The sequence below is a fragment of the Klebsiella sp. SWET4 genome, assembly GCF_024296565.1.
GTDB classification, from domain to species: Bacteria; Pseudomonadota; Gammaproteobacteria; order Enterobacterales; family Enterobacteriaceae; genus Klebsiella; species Klebsiella variicola.
Genome location: NZ_JANCOB010000005.1, coordinates 343139 through 362371 on the forward strand (window position 1 = coordinate 343139; position 19233 = coordinate 362371).

20 protein-coding genes and 1 pseudogene are annotated in these 19233 nt (G+C 58.2%); 8 read left to right on the plus strand and 13 right to left on the minus strand.

Features of this window, described 5'->3' with window-relative positions:
- Nucleotides 1-20 precede the first annotated feature (20 nt).
- The 5 genes and pseudogenes from mdtM to NKJ21_RS14815 form a co-directional block, all read left to right on the plus strand.
- A complete protein-coding gene (mdtM, locus tag NKJ21_RS14795) occupies nucleotides 21-1268 on the plus strand; it encodes a multidrug efflux MFS transporter MdtM (RefSeq protein ID WP_117137480.1) in 1248 nt (415 codons plus the stop codon).
- 25 nt (nucleotides 1269-1293) lie between these two features.
- Nucleotides 1294-1533 (plus strand): DUF2164 domain-containing protein, encoded by a 240-nt coding sequence (locus tag NKJ21_RS14800; protein ID WP_008807589.1) that lies wholly within the window; start codon nucleotides 1294-1296, stop codon nucleotides 1531-1533.
- Nucleotides 1534-1630: 97 nt separating this feature from the next.
- Entirely contained in the window at nucleotides 1631-2782 is a 1152-nt protein-coding gene (locus NKJ21_RS14805) for a double-cubane-cluster-containing anaerobic reductase (protein WP_239270608.1), read from the plus strand.
- A 9-nt stretch (nucleotides 2783-2791) separates the two neighbouring features.
- The gene (yjiL, locus tag NKJ21_RS14810; RefSeq protein WP_008807591.1) at nucleotides 2792-3559 is read left to right on the plus strand and encodes a putative 2-hydroxyacyl-CoA dehydratase activator YjiL; all 768 of its coding nucleotides are present in this window, start codon (nucleotides 2792-2794) and stop codon (nucleotides 3557-3559) included.
- Nucleotides 3556-3807: pseudogene (locus NKJ21_RS14815) on the plus strand (DUF3343 domain-containing protein); the annotation flags it as partial. The gene yjiL and the pseudogene NKJ21_RS14815, both read left to right, overlap by 4 nt.
- 134 nt (nucleotides 3808-3941) lie before the next feature.
- On the opposite strand, the gene NKJ21_RS14820 reads toward NKJ21_RS14815, so the two are convergent.
- Genes NKJ21_RS14820 through NKJ21_RS14830 form a run of 3 tightly spaced genes read right to left on the minus strand, consistent with a single transcriptional unit; the run spans nucleotide 3942 to nucleotide 6209 of the window.
- Nucleotides 3942-5045, minus strand: a complete 1104-nt coding sequence (locus NKJ21_RS14820) for a M20 peptidase aminoacylase family protein (RefSeq protein ID WP_023322017.1) — start codon at nucleotides 5043-5045, stop codon at nucleotides 3942-3944.
- 20 nt (nucleotides 5046-5065) lie between these two features.
- Nucleotides 5066-5533 carry a YjiG family protein gene (locus NKJ21_RS14825; RefSeq protein WP_008807593.1) on the minus strand — a complete coding sequence of 156 codons (468 nt, stop codon included), beginning with the start codon at nucleotides 5531-5533 and terminating at the stop codon, nucleotides 5066-5068.
- Nucleotides 5526-6209, minus strand: a complete 684-nt coding sequence (locus NKJ21_RS14830) for a nucleoside recognition domain-containing protein (RefSeq protein ID WP_008807594.1) — start codon at nucleotides 6207-6209, stop codon at nucleotides 5526-5528. Before NKJ21_RS14830 ends, NKJ21_RS14825 begins: the two co-directional genes overlap by 8 nt.
- A gap of 363 nt (nucleotides 6210-6572) precedes the next feature.
- On the opposite strand from NKJ21_RS14830, the gene NKJ21_RS14835 reads away from it, so the two are divergent.
- Nucleotides 6573-7487 (plus strand): LysR substrate-binding domain-containing protein, encoded by a 915-nt coding sequence (locus tag NKJ21_RS14835; RefSeq protein WP_008807595.1) that lies wholly within the window; start codon nucleotides 6573-6575, stop codon nucleotides 7485-7487.
- Nucleotides 7488-7489: 2 nt separating this feature from the next.
- On the opposite strand, the gene NKJ21_RS14840 is transcribed toward NKJ21_RS14835, so the two are convergent.
- The 4 genes from NKJ21_RS14840 to NKJ21_RS14855 all read right to left on the minus strand — a co-directional run bounded on the left by NKJ21_RS14840 (nucleotide 7490) and on the right by NKJ21_RS14855 (nucleotide 10412).
- A complete protein-coding gene (locus NKJ21_RS14840; protein ID WP_008807596.1) occupies nucleotides 7490-8554 on the minus strand; it encodes a DUF2955 domain-containing protein in 1065 nt (354 codons plus the stop codon).
- Nucleotides 8544-9611 carry an HlyD family secretion protein gene (locus NKJ21_RS14845; RefSeq protein ID WP_039102796.1) on the minus strand — a complete coding sequence of 356 codons (1068 nt, stop codon included), beginning with the start codon at nucleotides 9609-9611 and terminating at the stop codon, nucleotides 8544-8546. The genes NKJ21_RS14840 and NKJ21_RS14845 overlap by 11 nt, the downstream gene beginning before the upstream one ends.
- A 6-nt stretch (nucleotides 9612-9617) precedes the next feature.
- Entirely contained in the window at nucleotides 9618-10082 is a 465-nt protein-coding gene (locus NKJ21_RS14850) for a MarR family winged helix-turn-helix transcriptional regulator (protein WP_038422073.1), read from the minus strand.
- Nucleotides 10083-10247: 165 nt separating this feature from the next.
- The gene (locus NKJ21_RS14855) at nucleotides 10248-10412 is read right to left on the minus strand and encodes a DUF1127 domain-containing protein (protein WP_008807599.1); all 165 of its coding nucleotides are present in this window, start codon (nucleotides 10410-10412) and stop codon (nucleotides 10248-10250) included.
- Between the two features lie 177 nt (nucleotides 10413-10589).
- Here NKJ21_RS14855 and NKJ21_RS14860 point away from each other — a divergent pair, with 177 nt between their 5' ends.
- Nucleotides 10590-12002 (plus strand): PLP-dependent aminotransferase family protein, encoded by a 1413-nt coding sequence (locus NKJ21_RS14860; RefSeq protein ID WP_008807600.1) that lies wholly within the window; start codon nucleotides 10590-10592, stop codon nucleotides 12000-12002.
- Nucleotides 12003-12074: 72 nt separating this feature from the next.
- On the opposite strand, the gene fosA is transcribed toward NKJ21_RS14860, so the two are convergent.
- Both fosA and NKJ21_RS14870 read right to left on the minus strand, forming a co-directional pair.
- A complete protein-coding gene (gene fosA / locus NKJ21_RS14865; protein ID WP_032740393.1) occupies nucleotides 12075-12494 on the minus strand; it encodes a FosA5 family fosfomycin resistance glutathione transferase in 420 nt (139 codons plus the stop codon).
- Entirely contained in the window at nucleotides 12488-13396 is a 909-nt protein-coding gene (locus NKJ21_RS14870; protein ID WP_254732959.1) for a LysR family transcriptional regulator, read from the minus strand. Before NKJ21_RS14870 ends, fosA begins: the two co-directional genes overlap by 7 nt.
- An 86-nt stretch (nucleotides 13397-13482) precedes the next feature.
- Here NKJ21_RS14870 and NKJ21_RS14875 point away from each other — a divergent pair, with 86 nt between their 5' ends.
- Entirely contained in the window at nucleotides 13483-14265 is a 783-nt protein-coding gene (locus tag NKJ21_RS14875) for an NAD(P)H-dependent oxidoreductase (protein ID WP_016160218.1), read from the plus strand.
- A 37-nt stretch (nucleotides 14266-14302) separates the two neighbouring features.
- Here NKJ21_RS14875 and NKJ21_RS14880 read toward each other — a convergent pair whose 3' ends face one another.
- The 4 genes from NKJ21_RS14880 to NKJ21_RS14895 are packed head-to-tail and all read right to left on the minus strand — an operon-like array spanning nucleotide 14303 to nucleotide 18738.
- Nucleotides 14303-15259 carry an ABC transporter permease gene (locus NKJ21_RS14880; protein ID WP_239270607.1) on the minus strand — a complete coding sequence of 319 codons (957 nt, stop codon included), beginning with the start codon at nucleotides 15257-15259 and terminating at the stop codon, nucleotides 14303-14305.
- The gene (locus tag NKJ21_RS14885; protein WP_239270606.1) at nucleotides 15256-16227 is read right to left on the minus strand and encodes an ABC transporter permease; all 972 of its coding nucleotides are present in this window, start codon (nucleotides 16225-16227) and stop codon (nucleotides 15256-15258) included. Before NKJ21_RS14885 ends, NKJ21_RS14880 begins: the two co-directional genes overlap by 4 nt.
- Nucleotides 16220-17704 carry a sugar ABC transporter ATP-binding protein gene (locus tag NKJ21_RS14890; protein ID WP_117119604.1) on the minus strand — a complete coding sequence of 495 codons (1485 nt, stop codon included), beginning with the start codon at nucleotides 17702-17704 and terminating at the stop codon, nucleotides 16220-16222. The genes NKJ21_RS14885 and NKJ21_RS14890 overlap by 8 nt, the downstream gene beginning before the upstream one ends.
- Nucleotides 17705-17754: 50 nt before the next feature.
- Complete coding sequence (locus NKJ21_RS14895) at nucleotides 17755-18738, minus strand: autoinducer 2 ABC transporter substrate-binding protein (RefSeq protein ID WP_008807607.1); 984 nt, start codon at nucleotides 18736-18738, stop codon at nucleotides 17755-17757.
- Nucleotides 18739-19233: the final 495 nt, after the last annotated feature.

Below are 19233 nucleotides of genomic sequence, written 5' to 3' on the forward strand. Positions count from 1 at the left end.
TATTCCACAGGGAGGGAGAAATGATGCACCGGATTTCCCACTGGCTGACCCGCCACGCCGCCGCGCTGTTCTTCCCGGCGGCGCTCATTCTGTATGATTTTTCAGCCTATCTTACTACCGACCTGATCCAGCCGGGGATCCTCCACGTGGTGCGGGATTTCAATGCCGATGTGGCGCTGGCTCCTGCCTCGGTGAGCCTGTATATGGCCGGCGGCATGGCGCTGCAATGGCTGTTGGGGCCGCTCTCTGACCGGATCGGACGGCGTCCGGTACTGCTCACCGGCGCGTTGATTTTCACCCTCGCGTGCCTGGCGACGTTGTTCACCACCTCCATGACCCAGTTCCTGATTGCCCGCTTCGTGCAGGGCACCAGCATCTGCTTTATCGCCACCGTCGGCTACGTCACCGTACAGGAGGCCTTTGAGGAAAAAAGATCGATCAGGCTGATGGCGGTGATCACCTCCGTCGTGCTGGTGGCGCCGATCGTCGGCCCGCTCTCCGGCGCGGCGCTGATGCATTTCATCCACTGGAAAGCGCTGTTCGGCATCATCGCCGCCATGGGGCTGGTGGCCTGGCTCGGCCTGCTGTTGACCATGCCGGAGACGGTGCGCCTCGGCGATGTGCCATTCAGCCTGCCCGGCGTGCTGCGCGATTTCCGCGCCGTCTTTCGTAACCGCATCTTTTTACTCGGCGCCGCCACGCTGTCGCTGAGCTATATTCCGCTGATGAGCTGGGTGGCGGTATCGCCAGTGATTTTAATGGACGCCGGCGGGCTGACCACCAGCGAGTTCGCCTGGAGCCAGGTACCAGTCTTTAGCGCCGTCATCATCGCTAATCTGTCGGTGGCGCGCTGGGTAAAAGATCCCACCCGCCCGCGCTTTGTGCTCAGCGCGGTCCCCATACAGATGCTCGGCCTGGCCATCCTGATCGTTGGGAATCTGATATGGCCGCACGTCTGGCTGTGGTCAGTGCTCGGCACCTGCTTCTACGCCTTCGGCATCGGGCTGATTTTCCCGACGCTGTTTCGCTTTACCCTCTTTTCCAACGACCTGCCGAAAGGCACGGTCTCCGCCTCGCTGAATATCGTGATCCTCAGCGTCAGCGCGTTATCGATTGAAGGCGCGCGCTGGCTGTGGTTCCATGGCGGCAGACTCCCCTTCCACCTGTTGGCGGTGGCCGCCGGGATCGTCGCCGCCTGCTGCCTGGCCGGACTGTTACGCCATCAGCGCCAGTGTGGGCAAGCGGTGATCGAAGCCCGGCAGTCGTGAGCCCTTTTACGGAGAAAGCTCCATCATGAACGACATTGAACTCAGCCCGGCACAGCGCGACCTGCTGCGCGATAAGCTCAGCAAGTACTGCGAAGAGACCTTCAACCTCGAGCTGGAGCAGTTTGACGCCGAGTTTTTTGTCGACTTTATCGCCAAAGAGCTGGGGCCGCTGTTTTACAACGCCGGTATCGAAGAGGCCATCCGCACCCATCTGGCGTGGAGCGAGCGGATCCAGGAAGAGATGGATTTGAAGAAGGTCTATTAACGCCGCGCGCAGACGCAGGAGATCAATAAAAGCTCACAAACAACAGGGCTATAATGGCGACTCTTTCAGCATCTCCCGTGTACGGGGAAGGAAAATCATGTCGCTTATCACCGATCTACCCGCCATTTTTGACCAGTTCTCAGAAGCTCGCCAGAAGGGCTTTCTCACCGTCATGGATCTTAAAGAGCAGAACGTGCCGTTGGTGGGCACCTACTGCACCTTTATGCCTCAGGAGATCGCCATGGCGGCGGGCGCCATTGTCGTTTCACTGTGCTCCACCTCCGATGAAACCATCGAGGAAGCGGAAAAAGATCTGCCGCGCAACCTCTGCCCGCTGATCAAAAGCAGCTATGGCTTCGGCAAAACCGATAAATGCCCCTACTTCTATTTCTCTGACCTGGTGGTCGGGGAAACCACCTGCGACGGTAAAAAGAAGATGTACGAGTACATGGCCGAGTTCAAGGCGGTCCACGTCATGCAGTTGCCGAACAGCGCCAGCGACGCGGCTTCCCGCGCGCTGTGGAAAGCGGAGATCCTGCGCCTGCAGCAGGTGATTGAGGACCGGTTTGGCACGCCGATTAGCGAGGCGGCGCTGCGCGAAGCCATCGTGTTGAAAAATCGCGAGCGCCGGGCGCTGGCCCACTTTTATCGTCTCGGGCAACTCAATCCGCCGGCGCTCAGCGGCGGCGACATCCTGAAAGTGGTATATGGCGCCACCTTCCGTTTCGACAAAACCGCCCTGATTGATGAACTGCATGCCATGGCGGACCGCATCCATCAGGAGTGGCGGCAGGGTAAACGGCTGGAACCTCGTCCGCGGATCCTGATCACCGGCTGCCCGATCGGCGGCGCGGCGGAAAAAGTGGTCCACGCCATCGAGGAAAACGGCGGCTGGGTGGTCGGTTATGAAAACTGCACCGGCGCGAAAGCCACCGAGCGCTACGTGGCGGAAGAGGGCGACGTCTACGACGCCTTAACCGATAAATATCTCGCCATCGGCTGCTCCTGTATCTCCCCCAACGACCAGCGTCTGCAGCTGCTGAGCCAGATGGTGGAGGAGTATCAGGCCGACGGAGTGATCGACGTCATTCTGCAGGCCTGCCATACCTATGCCGTGGAATCGCTGGCGATTAAACGCCATCTGCGCCAGCAGCACGACCTTCCTTATATGGCGATAGAAACCGACTATTCGACGGCGGACCTCGGCCAGCTCAGCACCCGCGTCGCCGCCTTTATCGAAATGCTGTAAGGAGCTGGCGTGAACTATACGGTTGGCATTGATTCCGGCTCCACCGCCACAAAAGGCATCCTGCTGGCGGACGGCGTCATTGTACGCCGCTTCCTCTGCCCCACTCCCTTTCGCCCCGCCGACGCCATCCATAAGGCCTGGGAAACGCTACGCGCTGGCCTCACGGAGACGCCTTTTTTAACCCTCACCGGCTATGGTCGCCAGCTGGTGGATTTTGCCGATAAGCAGGTGACGGAGATCTCTTGTCACGGCCTCGGCGCTCGCCTGCTGGCGCCGGACACCCGCACGGTGATTGACATCGGCGGCCAGGACAGCAAAGTTATCCAGCTGGACACTGAGGGCAATCTCAGCGACTTCCTGATGAATGATAAATGCGCCGCCGGTACCGGACGTTTCCTGGAGGTCATTTCACGGACGCTTGGCGCCAGCGTCGAACAACTCGACAGCATCACCGCAGGCGTCGAGCCGCATGCGATTACCAGCATGTGCACGGTGTTTGCCGAATCGGAGGTCATTAGTCTGCGGTCGGCGGGGGTCGCGCCAGAGGCGATTCTGGCCGGGGTGATTAACGCCATGGCCCGGCGCAGCGCGAACTTTATTGGCCGCTTATCGGCGCAGGGGCCACTGCTGTTTACCGGCGGCGTCAGCCACTGCGCCACCTTTGCCCGGATGCTGGAAAGCCATGTCGGCATGGCGGTGACAACCCATCCCGACGCCCAGTTTGCCGGGGCGATCGGCGCGGCGCTGATCGGCCAGCGCCAGCGGAGGCGCGGATGACAACCTTCCTGTTTTTATTTCATTCCACGGTGGGGGTGGTGCGGATGCGCAAAGCCCTGCAGGCGGCGGGAATGACCTTCGAGGTGAAGGATATTCCGCGCCAGCTGCGCAGCGGCTGCGGGCTGTGCATTTACCTGAGCTGCATGCCAGGCGATGAGCAACGATGGGTTATACCCGGCGAAACGGCAGCCCTGTTTCGCGTCGCCGGAAATGACTATCACCTGTTGGCGACCTATGCGCACCGCGGTAGCCCGGATGAGGCGTTAGCCGACATCCGGGACGCTTCCCCGGTAGCGCTTACGCTTACCGGGGCTACCGACAAAATGCCCAACCGTAGCCCGGGTAAGGCGTAAGCCGCTACCCGGGGGCTGGCAGCTTAGCTTCAGCCCAACAGCTGGCGAACGCAGGATTTGAATACCCGCACGCCATCCGCCAGCGCGGTGCGCTCGAAATGCATTTCCGGATGATGCAGGCCCGGCAGCAGGTTGCAGCCCAGTCCCCAGAAGCCACCTTTCACCGCCGGGCGCAGACGCAAATAGTGGAAAAAATCTTCGCTGCCCGGCGTACTCTTCGCGGCCGTTAAGCCCGCCTCGCCAAAGGTTTCGCATATTGCCTGGCTTATGATAGCCGTGGCTTCTGCGTCGATAATCGCCGCCGGCATCTCTTTGACTACCCGGATGTCGACGCTGGCGCCATATGCTGCTGCGCTACTCTCGATAGCCCTGACCACGCGTTCTTTGAGTGTCGCCATGCCGTCATTTTCCTCGCAGCGCAGATCCCAACAAACGTGCGCTTTCGCCGGCACCGAATTGGTGACGCCCGCATCGCAAAGAAAGCGCGTCGCTTTCGCGCTCCAGGTAAGCGACGGCGCCAGATGGATACCGTTCACCGCCTGTACTGCATGCGAGGCGGCATCCAGCGCGTTAATGCCCAGATGCGGACGAGCGGCGTGAGCGGCTTTGCCGTGAAAATCCACCATCACCGTCGCCGAAGCGGAATAGTACATTGCCGGTACCGCCTGGCCCATCGGACACTCTTCCAGCGGCCGGAGATGGAAGCCGAACAGCATCTCTACGTCATCCAGTACCCCGGCCTCCGTTAAAGCGATCGCGCCCGTCCCCAGCTCTTCAGCAGGCTGAAAAAGCACTTTTAACTTCCCACGCTTTACCAGCCCCTCGGCGAGGATCTCTTCGGCGGCGGTTAATACCACCGAAGAGTGGCCATCATGACCGCAGGTATGACGGGCCTCTAAGCGGCCATCGATAATATGGCCCAGCGCATCCATATCTGCCCGTAGCGCCACCACTGGCCCCGGTTCCCCGCTATCGATTTCGGCGACAATCCCGGTAGTCCCGCCAACGTTGCGGTGAACCCGGAACCCTGCCGCCGCCAGGGCGTCGCCGATGTAAGCCGAGGTTTTGTACTCCTCAAAGCCCAGCTCAGGTATTTGGTGCAGATAATTGAAATGCTCTAACGTTCGCGACACGACTGACTCCTTGCCTTTCATTATGCCATCACGCGCATGACCAGCATGGCGATGACGGCGTTGATAATGCTCACCGCCATCAGCAGCGGCCAGTATTTTTTCGGTACATCCGCCACCCCAAGCAGCCGCCCCATATACTGTAGTTGCGAACCCATCAGGAAGATGGCCGGGATCAGGATGGTAACGTCCGCCACGTTGAGGGTGCCTTTACTCAACAGGCTCACCGCCACTCCCGTCCCCGCCGAGGCGGAAAGCCAGGAGGTGAGCAGCACGGTAATCGCTTCGCCCGGTAAGCCAAACAGGCCCATCAGCGGCGCGCAGACCTGGCCTATCAACTGCATCACCCCGAGCAAATTAAGCATTTCGGCGATCACATATGCCATTAATACATTCGGCATCAGGTTGTTTATGGCAATATTAAATCCTTTACGTGCACCGATAACAAAAATATCAAACGGATTACTGGCCACTTTTGCCGAATTACTCATTATCAAAATCCCCTTTATAGGCCGTATTCAAAACCAGACGGGTGATTGCCGCGCCAACGAATTTCAGCACAAACATTAACAGCAGCGGAATAATAATAGGGATGGTTAACGACGCGAAAAGCGCTGAGCCAATGGAGAAATAGTTATTGATCAGACCGGCGCCGGAATATTGCCATGCCCCCATAATCACCACATCTTTCCGACTAATTTTTTTGCTGTCATACAGCTCTTTGGTCAACGCGGCCCCGGCATCGGTGCTTTGGAGGTCGGTAATTAACGCCAGACCGGTATAACCCGGGATTCCCAGTAACGGGCGTAACAACGGCGTCAGCAGCTTATGCGCTGCACGTATCGCGCCATAATGGGTAAAGATTTCCAGCAACCCCAGCGCCAGCATCACCGTAGGGACCAGCGACAGCGCAAACAAGAAACCGGCCTTGGCGCTGATGCCGCCGCTGCCGATAAAAGTGTTAGTTTCCGGGGTCTTCATCGTACCAAATGCGCCGCCGAGGGTGGTAAAGTCGAAAGCCCCCAGCCAGGCCATCCCTTCCACTTTAAACAACAGCCCGGAGAAGACTAATAACACCACCACCAGCGAGATCCATGCCCCAGGTCCTACCCGCCACTCATTTGTCGCGTCGTCGGAGGAACGTTCCAACGTTTTATTTTCACTCATACCCTGTCCTCACATTATGAAATATCTTATTGGTCTTTTGCCATTTGGACGCTTTTCAATGTATTGGTTTTGGCATTGATTATTTTGACGTAAAACACCCATCAATAAATAAGGTGCCTCTCTTTTCCCGAAAAGCCGGCAACAGGCATATATCTCACTTATTTATCTTTTTACTGGCATATCGATATCTTATTATTGGCAACCACCGGTGGTACTGGTTTATTGCCATGGCAGTTAATCCGTTCCGTGACTCCCCTTGTCTGTTATGTACCTGAATCACGATTATCTATAACTAGCCGGGATGATAAATGTCTGGTAAAGGATGTTATTGTTGACCTGAAGTCAACAAAGGAGGGAGACAGGATGTTACACGAACGTCCCATGAGCTATCTGTACGAAGTCGGGATCCAGGGGGGCATTCGGCGGGCCGCTGATATTCTGGGGATTAATCCGTCGGTTATCAGCCGCCAGATAGCGCAGCTGGAGCGAACGCTGGAACTCCCTCTGCTGGAGCGACAGGGGCGCAATGTGGCGCTCACTGAAGCCGGACGTTTGCTGGCCGAGGATTACCACGAAAGCCGCCAGCGGCGGGAAAAGCTGGAGAGTCATCTAAAGGATTTACGCCATATGCGTGGCGGCACCATCTCTGTGAGAATTGGCGGGGGGTTGGTGACGACCTTTATCGAGTCGGTGATGAGCACGTTTTCGCAGTCGTGGCCGAACGTATTCGTTGATATTAGCGTCGGCAATATGCAGGAGATGCTCAACGATATCGCCAGCGGTGAAGCGGATATGGCGGTCGCCTTCGGCCCCATCGGCAATCCGGAGCTTAAACGCCACAGCTTCCAGTGGGGGCCCATCTGCGCGGTGGTCTCTCCGCAGCATCCCATCGCGCGACAGTCGATGGTGACCATCGATGAGCTGACGCAATATCGCCTGATCGCCCTGACAGAAAGCTTTGGCCTACAGCGCCATATGAACGCCATGTTTAAAACCGCCGGGCGGCAGTTTCATCCGGCCTATCGCTGCAACCTCTTTTCCACCGCCATGAGCCTGAGCCAGGCCGGTCTGGGGATCTCTTTCATGACCGAATTCGCCGCTCGGGAAGCAATCGCTCACGGCATACTAAAGGCGGTCCCCATCGACCATCCGATCGCCAGCAGCGCCCAATGCCACTTATTACGCAACTCGAACCGCCGCTTTCCCCCCGCCGCGCACCATATGTGGCGCTTACTCCATAACGCCTTTCGCGATGCGCAGCGGGCGATGACGGTGTGACCCTATTCGCTCACCACAAAGCGCGTCGCCGCAAAGCAGTTCAGCAGACGGTGCATGAGAAAGACCAGAGTCAGCGTCACCACCAGCGAGACCGTCACCGAGGTGATGCGGTACAGGTCGCTGAATACCAGATCCTGATAGGGATGCAGATTCTGGCCGAACATAATGCCGATGGTGGTGATGCTGGCGAAGCCCACCCCGGCGCCCACTTTCTCCATCACGTGCAGGCGGGCGCTGAAGGCCAGCCCGAGACCAATCAGCGGCATCATCAGGATCATGTGGTTGCTGAAATCATAGATGATCAGTTGCACCACCAGAATATAGAGACAGGCCAGCACCACCCCGACGACGCGCCAGATCGAGCTGATCACCGCCCCGCGATAGTGCATCGGGAACAGGATCAGGATCCCGGCCATCAGCGCCGACAGCGAGTCACTGAGATCGCAGATCTGGAACACCACAAAGATGATCGTCGCGACCGTACCGGAGAGCAGCGACTCGTGGCGAATGCGGGCGGCGTCTTTTTCAATGCGCGGCGGCGGCTTGCGCGGTTCGACGTCCGGGATCAGGTAATGCAGCAGCGCGCTCAGCGCCACCGCCAGCACGCAGGCTTCCATATTGGAGAACATCAGGGTGTGCCAGTTGCTGGTGGGATAGCTCATAAAGTTGAGCATCGTGCTCTGGCACACCACGCCCATCGACCCCAGCAGAAACAGCGGCCCCTGGCTCATAAAGCGAAAACGCATCACGTACAGGGCGAACACCACCAGGGTCATGATCACCGGCCACTGCGACAGATAACCGACGATCAGTACCATTTCGACGCAGTTCACCGCCGCGCTGAACACAAACTGGCGGGCGACATGGCGGTTGAACACCGGCACCAGCGACATCAGCATCAGCGGATACACCACAAAAAATACGCCGTACTGCACGTCGTAGAAGGTGGAGATGCTGAGCGCAATCGTCCCGGCCACGGCGATACGCACCGTCTGGCGAAAATCATTCGCCGTGTAGACGATATTGCCGTGCGGCGTAAAGACGTGCGCCAGGGTATTAATAGACATAGTGCAACCAGCTCACCAGGTGGATCTGCAGGCCGGCAAAGGTGCGGGCGAAAGGTCCTTCGCTATTGTACAGTTGCACCGTAGCGCGGGCGCCGGTCGGCAGCGGTTTGTCTAGCGGCTGATCCAGGGCGACGTGAATGCGCATGCGCTGTGCGTCGCGCACCCAGCGGGTGGACTGCTCCGGCTGCGACAGCTGGCCGTTCACCGCCTCCTGCCCCGCCAGAATCCCGGCATCGCTGCTGGTGACGTGCGCCGGGAAGACTTGACCCGGGAGGGCATCAAAGACCACCGCTGCATCGGTATTCACCGCCGTGTGGCGCAGGCTCTTCTCACGGAAGTCAGCGACGATATCTGTATTGTTGTTGACCAGCGCCAGCACGGCCGTCGCCGCGGTGGCGTAGATCCCCGGGTTAAGCTGCAGGTTGCTGACCATACCGTCAGTTTCGGCACGCACCTGGGTCCAGGCCAGGTTCAGCTGCGCCTCCTCCAGCGCATTACGGTATTTCTGCAGAGTGACGTTGCGCTTATCGTCGCGCTCACCGCGCTGGATCAGCAGGTTCTGGATCTGCGCGTTCAGCGCCGAGACCGACTGCTCGCTGGTCTGCCAGGTGGTCCGCACCTTATCGAGGTCGGACTGCGAGACGTTCTGCATCGTACTCAGGCGCTGGTAGCGATCGAGCGTGACCTTATCGTTACGGGCGGTGTACTGTGCGGTGCGCAGATTGGCGCGGGCGGCGGCGATTTGTGCATCCAGTTGCTGGTTGCTCAGTTTCGCCTGCTCGAGGGCGATCTGCGCCGCTTCAACTTTATTAATGAATGGCGTTGGGTCGAGCTCATACAGCAGGTCGCCCTTTTTCACCTGGCTGTTGTTGTGCACGTAAACGTGCGAGACATAGCCGGAGACCCGCGACGATACCGGGGTCACCACGCGCATCACGGTGGAGTCCGGCGTCAGCGGGATCCAGATATCGGCAACGATAAACCAGGCGAATATTCCCAGAAAAGCGGCAATACTCACCCGTACCCAGCGGGCAAATTTTTGTTCAGGCGTCATCATAGTGTGTTAGATCTTGTTATCTTCTTCGCGGATATTCCGCAAACGGCAGGCGATTTGATTTAATGTGGCGCTGAAGGTGGCGAGGTCGGCCTCCGGGATGGTCTGAGTCACGCGTTCCTGATAGGTCTCGATCACGCAGCTCAGTTTTTCCAGAATCGCCCGCCCCTCGGCGGTCAGCGTCAGCAGGCGAATGCGTTTGTCATATGGCGATGTAGAACGCACCAGATAGCCCTGCTTTTCCAGTAACGAGAGGGTGCGTATCAGCGGCGGCAGTTCAATTCCCTGCACCTCCGCCAGTTCGCTGACCGAGACGTTGTCTCCCAGCTGATGCAGTTGCATCAACACCGTCCAGCTGGACTGGGTGAGTCCGGTATCGGTGATAGCGGAGTCAATAATGGCGCGCCACTGGCGCACCACCATGGCCATTCTCATCCCCAACGGGCGGCGGACAAACAGGTCGTCTTCGGTCACAGGTTTTCCTCTCATTGGTGAGAAGAAAATAATACTTATCAGGGTAAGTATCAAGAAACGGACGATCGCGCCGCATCAATTGATAAATTTCGTGAATGTATTCCCCGGCGTCGCCAGCGCTTACCGGGGCAAAGAAGGAATGATGCCTGAAAAAAACCGCACTTTTTAATTGATCTGATCCCGACGCAGGCCGATGTCTTTCAGCTGTTCGTCGCTCATTCGCTGCAAAGCTCTGCGCGTTTGCTCCTGAAGCCACCATTTTTTGATAAACCGCACCAGCAGTACGAAACCGATAAATGGCTGTCTTGCCCTGTTCTCGTGAAATTCCATCCTCTACCTCCTCACCTTGCCAGAGGCTTTATCTTCACGGATTTGGGGCCAAGGAATACAGATTCACAAAACGCTTTTCTTTAACATACAGATTAGCTAAAACGTACACCAGAGCCCAATTTTTACGCCGATCTGTACTGGTTATTCCATCTGTATGGCAGAAATTAAGGATACAGCATGACCCGCTACCAACATCTCGCTACGCTGCTGGCCGAACGCATCGAACAGGGCCTGTATCGCCACGGCGAAAAACTGCCGTCGGTGCGCAGCCTGAGCCAGGAACATGGCGTCAGCATCAGCACCGTCCAGCAGGCCTATCAGTTGCTTGAGCAGCAGCAGATGATCGTACCGCAGCCGCGATCGGGCTATTTCGTTGCCCCCCGCAAGGCCCAGCCGCCGGTGCCGCCGATGTCGCGTCCGGTACAGCGCCCGGTGGAGATCACCCAGTGGGATCAGGTGCTGACCATGCTCGACGCCCGCTACGATAAATCGATTATCCCCTTCGGCGGCGGCTCGCCGGATGTCACACAGCCAAGCCTGAAGCCTATCTGGCGCGAACTGAGCCGGGCGATCCAGCATAACCTCAGCGAAGTGCTGAACTATGACGAGCTGGCCGGGCGCCGCGAGCTGAGGGAGCAGATCGCCCGTCTGATGCTTGACGGCGGCTCGGTAGTGACGGCTGACGATCTGGTGCTCACCAGCGGCTGCCATAGCGCGCTGTCTCTGGCCTTGCTGTCGGTATGCCAGCCTGGCGATATCGTGGCGGTGGAATCTCCCTGCTACTACGGCACGATGCAGATGCTGCGCGGACTGGGATTAAAGACCATTGAGATCCCTACCGATCCGGAAACCGGGATCAGCATTGAGGCTCTGGAGCTGGCGCTGGATCAGTGGCCGATCAAAGGGGTGATCCTCGTGCCAAACTGCAATAACCCGCTGGGCTTTATCATGCCGGACGCTCGCAAGCGCGCGGTGCTGAACCTGGCACAGCGCCACGATATCGTGATTTTCGAGGATGATATTTACGGCGAGCTGGCCACCGAGTACCCGCGCCCGCGCACCATTCACTCCTGGGATATCGACGGCCGGGTGATGCTCTGCAGCTCTTTTACCAAAACCATCGCCCCCGGCCTGCGCATCGGTTGGATAGCGCCCGGGCGCTACTACGACAAGCTGCTACAGATGAAGTACGCCGCCAGCGGCACTAACGTCCCCTCCACTCAACTGGCGGCTTGCAATTTTATTCGCGAAGGCCACTACCACCGTCACGTGCGGCGGATGCGGCAGATCTATCAGCGTAATATGGAGATCTACACCTGCTGGCTGCGGGAGTTTTTCCCGTGCGGGATCTGCGTCACCCGGCCGAAAGGCGGTTTTATGCTGTGGGTGGAGCTCCCGGAGCAGGTGGATATGGTCTGCGTCGCCAAACAGCTGTGCCGGCTGAAGATCCAGGTCGCGCCGGGCTCGCTGTTTTCGGCAGCGGGCAAGTATCGCAACTGCGTCAGGATCAACTGCGCCCTGCCGCCGACCGAGAAACATAAAGCGGTGATGGTGAAGCTGGGAGAAGCGGTGAAGGTGGCGATGGAGTGAAGTTTAACCTGTTCTCCCCGGTGGCGCTGCGCTTACCGGGGCTACGGGTTACCCCGCGTCCGCAAATCAGCTTCACTGGTCAAAAAACACCATTCCCTTATACGGCTGCTCACGGCAGGCGGCCAGCCGCTGGTCGAGACTGCCGACGTGCAGCTCCAGCTTGTGGCCATCGGGATCGAGGAAATAGTGCGAGGCGCCTTCGCTGCGGTTTAGCTTCCAGACCGCCACGCCGGCAACCTCCAGGCGGGCGGCGAAGCTGGCGAAATCCGCCTCGCTAATGCTAAACGCATAATGGGTGTAGTCGCTCTCTTCCGGCGGGGTGATGCGCCGCTGCGGATCCAGCGACAGGCACAGCCACAGATCGCCGCAGGAGAGATAGGCGCCACTGTCCCAGCGGGCGTGCAGCGTCATGCCCAGCAGCTGCTGATAAAACGCCACGCTCGGCGCCAGCTGGCTGACTGCCAGGGTCAGGTGATTCAGTCCACTCAGCATGTCTGTTCCTCCAGTGAATTCACGATGAACTGGCGCAGCCATTGATGCGCCGGGTCGCGGTGCCAGCGCTCGTGCCACAGCATCAGCATCTCAAAGCCGGCGACCGCCAGCGGCGGCTCGACGACTTCCAGCCCGCTCTGCCCGCGCACCAGCCGCTCCGGCAGCACCGCCACCAGATCGCTATTGCGCAGGGTCTCCAGCATAAACAGGAAATGTGGCACGGAAAGGACAACCCGCCGCGCCAGGCCAAGATTCGCCAGCGCGGTATCGGTCGCCGCGCTGAAGCCGCCCCCGTCCGGGGAGACGATCACGTGCTCCAGCTGACAGAACGTTTCCAGGCTAAGCCCAGGCCGCAGCGCCGAATGCTCCGCCCGGCCTGCCAGCACATAGCGTTCGCGAAACAGCAGGCGCTGATGTAGCCCCGGCGGCGCGCCCTCGCGGGTATGAAAGAAGAGATCTACTGTATCGCTGGCCGCCTGCTGCTCCAGCCGCGCCGGCTGTAGCTCGAACACCGCCAGCCGACTGCCGGGAGAGGCCAGCCGTAGCCTGCCCAGCATCGGCAGGAGGATCGCCGAGGCCATATAGTCCGTCGCTGCCACCCGCCAGGTCTCCGCCGCCGTCGCCGGATCAAAAGGCGCCACCGGCGCCACCGCCTGCTCCAGTGCGGCTAGCGCTGCGCGCAGCGGCTGGCGAAGTTCATCGGCGCGGGCGGTGGGCTGCATGCCGCGCGGACCCGGCATCAGCAGCGGGTCGGCGAAAATCTCCCGCAGCCTGGCGAGCTGAATGCTCACCGAGGGCTGCGACAGATTCAGCCGCTGCGCCGCCCGGGTAACGTTATTTTCGCTTAGCAGCACGTCGAGCGTGCGCAGCAGATTAAGATCCAGACGATGTAAATTAAGCACGGCTATACCTGGAATTTAAGTAATTAATTTCTACTATAGCGCCAGCTTTCCTACTCTGCAGCTCTCCATACGCCAGAGGTGATGTTATGAAAGTACTGCTGATTTACGCCCATCCGGAACCGCGCTCGCTTAATGGCGCGCTGAAAAATTTTGCCGTCCGCCATCTGCAGCAGGCCGGGCATGAAGTGCAAGTCTCCGATCTCTACGCCATGCGCTGGAAGGCCGGGTATGACGCCGATGACAGCGGCGCCCCGCCGGTCGGCGAGTTCTGGCGGCCGACCCTCGATTCCAAACAGGCCTTTGCCCAGGGCACCCAAAGTGCGGATATCGCAGCCGAGCAGGAAAAGCTGCTGTGGGCCGATACGGTGATTTTCCAGTTCCCGCTGTGGTGGTTCTCAATGCCCGCCATCATGAAGGGCTGGATCGACCGGGTGTACGCCTGGGGCTTTGCCTATGGCGTCGGCGAGCACAGCGACCGCCACTGGGGCGATCGCTATGGGGAAGGCACCTTCGTCGGCAAACGGGCGATGCTGATCGTCACCGCCGGCGGCTGGGCGGAACACTATTCACCGCGCGGGATCAATGGCCCCATCGACGACATCCTGTTCCCCATTCAGCACGGTATGCTGTTCTATCCCGGCTTTGAGGTGCTTCCGCCGCTGGTGTTCTACCGCACGGATAAAACCGATGCCGGGCAATTCGCCGACCAGTGCGCTACGCTTGCCGAGCGGCTGGACACGCTGTGGCAAACCGAGCCCATTCCATTCCGCCGGCAGAATCATGGCGATTATCTGATCCCGTCGCTGACGCTGCGCCCGGAGCTGGCGCCGGGGCAAAGCGGCCTGGCGGTGCATCTGCGTAGCGAATAACTGACTACCCCGTCTTCGCCCCCCGAGGACGGGTCATTTACCCAACTCTCTCCAGTCCCAGCATGCCTCGCGCCTGGATAAAGCACAGCAGCAATACGCCCCACAGCGCCATCGTCAGATAGGGGCTGATCCCGAGGATATTGAACCCACTCTCAATGATCTGCAGCAGGAACAGCGCGAGCACCATCCCGACGATGCGCCCGCTGCCGCCATCCGGATTCACGCCGCCGAGCACCGCCGCGAGGATCGACACCAGCAGATACGATTCTCCATAAGACGCTTTGGCTGAGTTCAGCTTCGACATCATCAGAAACGCCGCCACCGCGCAGAGCAGGGCCGAGATGGCATATACCCACATTAATACCCGTCGGGTATTGATCCCGGAATAATGGGTCGCCCGCTCGTTGGATCCGATCAACATGATCGCCCGACCCAGCGGGCTTTTCTCCAGCAGCACCCACAGCCCAAACGCCACCACCGCAAAAAGCCACATTGGCAGCGGAATACCGAACCACTGAGCGTGATTCAGCCACAGCACCCACTGCGGATAGTTAGCGATAGCGCTGCCGCCGGTGATCAGAATATTGATCCCCTTAAGCAGGGTCATCATGCCAAGGGTAGCCAGGATCGGCGAAACGCGGATCCCGGCAATCAGTATCCCGTTGCACAGACCAATGATCATCGCCGCCCCTCCGCCGGCCAACAGCGTCGCCAGCGCAGTGGCGCCACCCGGCGGATAGCTCGTCGCTACCCAAGCCATCACCAGCGAACAGGCGTTGGCCGTCGCGATAATGGACAGATTAATGCCGCCGCAAAGCATGGTCATGGCCATCGCCAGCGCCAGGATCCCCAACACCGGCATTTGCGAGGCAATCGACTGGAAATTGCTGACAGACCAGAAGATGTTTGGCATGGCGATGCTAAAGGCGATAACCGTCAGCAGCAGCAGGCCGATCAGGTAAAACTCAACGTTGTTGCGCCACGATTTTTTCATAACAAGCTCCGGTTCTGATGCTGGCTCCATGCCGTTACGCTGATGCTGACGACGATGATCGCCCCGGTGATCAGGGTCTGCCAGTAGGAGGAGACCCCCAGCAGGTTCAGGCCGTTCTGCATCACCGCCAGTAAAATCACCCCCAGCAGCGTACCGGTGAGAGTTCCGTGCCCGCCAATCAGGCTGGTGCCGCCCAGCACCACCGCCGCCAGCACCGTCAGCTCATAGCCCAGCAGTGAATCCGGCGCAACGGTCATCACTGTCCACGCCTGCACGACACCTGCGGCCCCCGACATTAGCCCCATATAGCCATAAACGAACAGCTGCAGGCGGAGCACGCTGAAGCCGACGCGGCTGGCGGATTCCCGGTTGCCCCCCATGGCATAGATCTTGCGGCCAACGGTGGTGAAATTCATGATAAACGCGGTCAACAGCACCACGGCGATCATCGTCAGCAGCGGCAGCCCCAGGCCGTAATCGTAACCATCGGCATCGGTATATTTGAACAGCATGACCCCCTTTTCAAACCACGGGGGGAAGTCGTAGAGCCAGACGCCTTTGCTTAACCACAGCAGCAAACCGTAGAAAATATTGAGCGTAGAAATGGTGATAATGATCGAGGGGACCCGCAGACGATTAACCAACAGCGCGTTCACCAGCCCCAGCAGCACGCCGATGCCGCCGGCAAGCACAAAAGCCACCGCGAAGTTGCCGCTTACTTTTTGCAGCATCACCACCATGCCGTACTGGGCGATAATGGTCATAGCCGGGAAGGAGATATCAATCCCGCCGGCGATCAGCACCACGAACAGACCACAGGCGAGAATGGTCAGCATCGCATAGTTATTAGCGAGGTCGTAAAGATTGCCGAAAGTGAAAAATTCCTCACTGCGCCAGCCCAGCAGCAGGCACAGTGCAATAATAAACATACCTAACCAGAATTCATGTTGTTTCAACAGATTAGCCATTGACCACCTCCGCTATCTGCTGCTGGGTACTGCTGTCCGGCAGGAAGTTATGGGTTAGCTCGCCCTGCTTCATCACCAGGATGCGATGACTCTGGTACCACGCCTCTTCGATCTCGTCGCAAATCATCAGCACGGCGATGCCATGGGCCGCTAAATCGCTGATGATATGATAGATCCCGGCTTTGTTTGCGATATCCACCCCCACGGTTGGGCTATCGAGGATCAGCAGCTTAGGCGAGATCGCCAGCCATTTGGCGATAGAGACGCGCTGGGCATTGCCGCCGGAGAGGGTATTCACCGGCAGATGCGTATCCGGCGCCTTAATGGTCAACGCGTTGACCATTCTTGCGACCAGTTGCTGAGCTTTACTGTCACTCAATAGCCCACAAGCGCCTTTCACTTTATGAAACACCGTGCTGATGATGTTGTTTTCAATCGACTGGCTCATCACCAGGCCGCGCGACATACGGTCCTCAGAGACATAGCCAATACCGTGGCGGATAGCATCCTGGTTGCTGCGCAACCGCACCGGCTGGCCATTTATCAGGATCTCGCCGCTGTCGGGGCGGGTCATGCCGAAAAGGCTCAGGCACAGCTCTGTTCGCCCGGCGCCCAACAGGCCGACTATCGACACCACTTCTCCGGCTTCGACCTTCAGGGAGACGTTGTGATATTCCCCTTTGCGACAGAGATTGCGCACCTCCAGCACCGGCGTGCTGCCCTTCCCCTGCCACAGATCGCGCACCTGATAGTCAAACTCCTGGCCCGTCATCAGAAAACCGAGCCGTCGGGTGGTCACCTCAGCCGCCGGCAAGGTACCAACCAGATTGCCATCCTTCAGCACGCTGATGCGGTCCGATACGGCCATGACCTCTTCCAGACGGTGGCTAACGAAGACGACGCAGATCCCCCTCTCACGCAATTGGCGCACCACATGCAGTAGTCCTTCCACTTCCTGATGGGTCAATGAGGCCGTGGGTTCATCCATAATGATAAGCCGGGCATCCTGCGCCAGCGCGCGGCAGATAGCCACCAGCTGACAGCGGGCGATGGAGAGCGACTCCACAGCGGCATCCAGCGGCAGCGAGACGTTAATACTGCGCATCGCCTGCTCCGCACAGCGCCGCAGCTCGCTGCGCCTCACCAGCACGCCGCGATGATAGTGGTTAATGGCAATGTTCTCCCACACGCTGAGATTGGGAAACAGCGACAGATCCTGATAAATCACCTGGATCCCATGGGCGACAGAGGCCGCTGGCGTTAGTTTGGGCCACGTCTTGCCGCCCAGCGTCATCGCTGCGCCCTCATCCGGGCGATAGACGCCAGAGATAATTTTGATCAACGTCGACTTCCCGCAACCGTTCTGCCCGGCCAGGCAGTGCACTTCCCCGGGCATAAAGTCGAGGCTGATATCATTGAGCGCGCGGTTGGCGTGGAAGGTTTTGCTGACGTGTCGAAGGGAAAGGAAAGGTTCCATAGCATCCCCTGGCTGGTTAAGCCGGGGCGGCAGGCGCCCCGGAAGGTGGATTAGTAGAGCGAATCAATATTGTCTTTATTCACCAACAGCACTTTATGGAAGCGGATAATATGCTTGTCGCTATCGACATCCGCTTTACCGAGTTCTTTCAGTTCGAAGCCCGGCTCAATGGTTTTGCCGTTCAGCAGGGTGCTGGCGACCGCCGCGAGGGCATAGCCGGCTGTCGCCGGATCGTAGGTGATCCCTTCAGTAATATCGCCGCTCTTAATAAGAGAAGCCGCCTGCGATGGGATCATCATCCCGTAGACCGCGACTTTGTTTTTCGCACGCTTCTCTTTCACCGCGCGCCCCGCGCCAATTGGGCCATTCGAACCAAAAGAGACCACCGCTTTCAGATCCGGGTAAGTTTTCATTAGATCAAGCGTGGTACGGCGGGAATCATCAACACTTTCCGCCACCGGCATTCGGCGGGTGACTTCATGCATGTCCGGGTAATGTTCTTTTTGGTATTTCACCAGCAGATCTGCCCACAGGTTGTGCTGCGGTACCGTAAGGCTACCCACATAGATAACGTAGCCGCCTTTGCCACCCATCCGCTTGGCCATATGCTCCACGTATTCAGCGGCGAACTTCTCGTTATCGATGATCTCCACATCCCAGTTGGCGCTCGGCTGCCCGGGCGATTCGTTGGTCAGCACGACGATGCCGGCGTCACGGGCTTTTTTGAATACCGGCTCCAGCACGTTGGCATCGTTAGGCACGATAGTGATGGCATCCACTTTACGTGCAATCAGGTCCTCAATAATTTTCACCTGCTGCGGCGCATCGGTGCTGGACGGCCCTACCTGGGAGGCGTTGAGGTTAAACTCTTTCCCGGCCTGGACGACCCCTTCACCCATCCGGTTAAACCATGGCATGCCATCCACTTTTGAAATATTGACTACGGTTTTTTCCGCCGCATATACCGGCGCGGAAATAAGCGCAGCCCCCAACAGCAATGATGAAAAAATATTAACGACCAGACGTTTATGCATAATAATTAGCCTCAATACGTTGTAGTCAGACAGGGGTATGACGCAAAGCGGAAAAGAGATATAAATTGTAATAATGTTAATAATTTAGAAGAGAATAAACACAAGCCGTAACAGCAGACAGGTAATATCCAGCTATAAATATGGATAATAATACTATAATCCTGTGACGTGAGCTTTTTCACAAAAAACATGCAACATAGTTTGTTGTTCCAGAATAATGATCGGGTCGCAGAGAAAATATATTTTTCCCGCTTCGTCATTTACCGAAAAACAAACACATAAATAACATCAGGAAAAGTATGTGATTTTTGATTGCGCCTCCAGCCCCTTCCGTGGCAGGATACTCCCTATGAACAGAAACGCGATCGTTACCTATCCCCGTCGTTGGTGGCTGCCTGCATAACAGGCGGCACGATACACGTTTCCATTTTCAAAGCCGCCGGAAGGCGGCTTTGGTGTTTTCAGGACGTCTTTCGGCTGAACAGTCTGATAAGG

Coding starts and splice junctions, on each gene's coding strand:
- mdtM (WP_117137480.1), top strand. CDS start 21: ATGATGCACCGGATTTCCCACTGGCTGACCCGCCACGCCGCCGCGCTG.
- NKJ21_RS14800 (WP_008807589.1), top strand. CDS start 1,294: ATGAACGACATTGAACTCAGCCCGGCACAGCGCGACCTGCTGCGCGAT.
- NKJ21_RS14805 (WP_239270608.1), top strand. CDS start 1,631: ATGTCGCTTATCACCGATCTACCCGCCATTTTTGACCAGTTCTCAGAA.
- NKJ21_RS14825 (WP_008807593.1), bottom strand. CDS start 5,533: ATGAGTAATTCGGCAAAAGTGGCCAGTAATCCGTTTGATATTTTTGTT.
- NKJ21_RS14830 (WP_008807594.1), bottom strand. CDS start 6,209: ATGAGTGAAAATAAAACGTTGGAACGTTCCTCCGACGACGCGACAAAT.
- NKJ21_RS14835 (WP_008807595.1), top strand. CDS start 6,573: ATGTTACACGAACGTCCCATGAGCTATCTGTACGAAGTCGGGATCCAG.
- NKJ21_RS14840 (WP_008807596.1), bottom strand. CDS start 8,554: ATGTCTATTAATACCCTGGCGCACGTCTTTACGCCGCACGGCAATATC.
- NKJ21_RS14845 (WP_039102796.1), bottom strand. CDS start 9,611: ATGATGACGCCTGAACAAAAATTTGCCCGCTGGGTACGGGTGAGTATT.
- NKJ21_RS14855 (WP_008807599.1), bottom strand. CDS start 10,412: ATGGAATTTCACGAGAACAGGGCAAGACAGCCATTTATCGGTTTCGTA.
- NKJ21_RS14860 (WP_008807600.1), top strand. CDS start 10,590: ATGACCCGCTACCAACATCTCGCTACGCTGCTGGCCGAACGCATCGAA.
- fosA (WP_032740393.1), bottom strand. CDS start 12,494: ATGCTGAGTGGACTGAATCACCTGACCCTGGCAGTCAGCCAGCTGGCG.
- NKJ21_RS14875 (WP_016160218.1), top strand. CDS start 13,483: ATGAAAGTACTGCTGATTTACGCCCATCCGGAACCGCGCTCGCTTAAT.
- NKJ21_RS14880 (WP_239270607.1), bottom strand. CDS start 15,259: ATGAAAAAATCGTGGCGCAACAACGTTGAGTTTTACCTGATCGGCCTG.
- NKJ21_RS14885 (WP_239270606.1), bottom strand. CDS start 16,227: ATGGCTAATCTGTTGAAACAACATGAATTCTGGTTAGGTATGTTTATT.
- NKJ21_RS14890 (WP_117119604.1), bottom strand. CDS start 17,704: ATGGAACCTTTCCTTTCCCTTCGACACGTCAGCAAAACCTTCCACGCC.
- NKJ21_RS14895 (WP_008807607.1), bottom strand. CDS start 18,738: ATGCATAAACGTCTGGTCGTTAATATTTTTTCATCATTGCTGTTGGGG.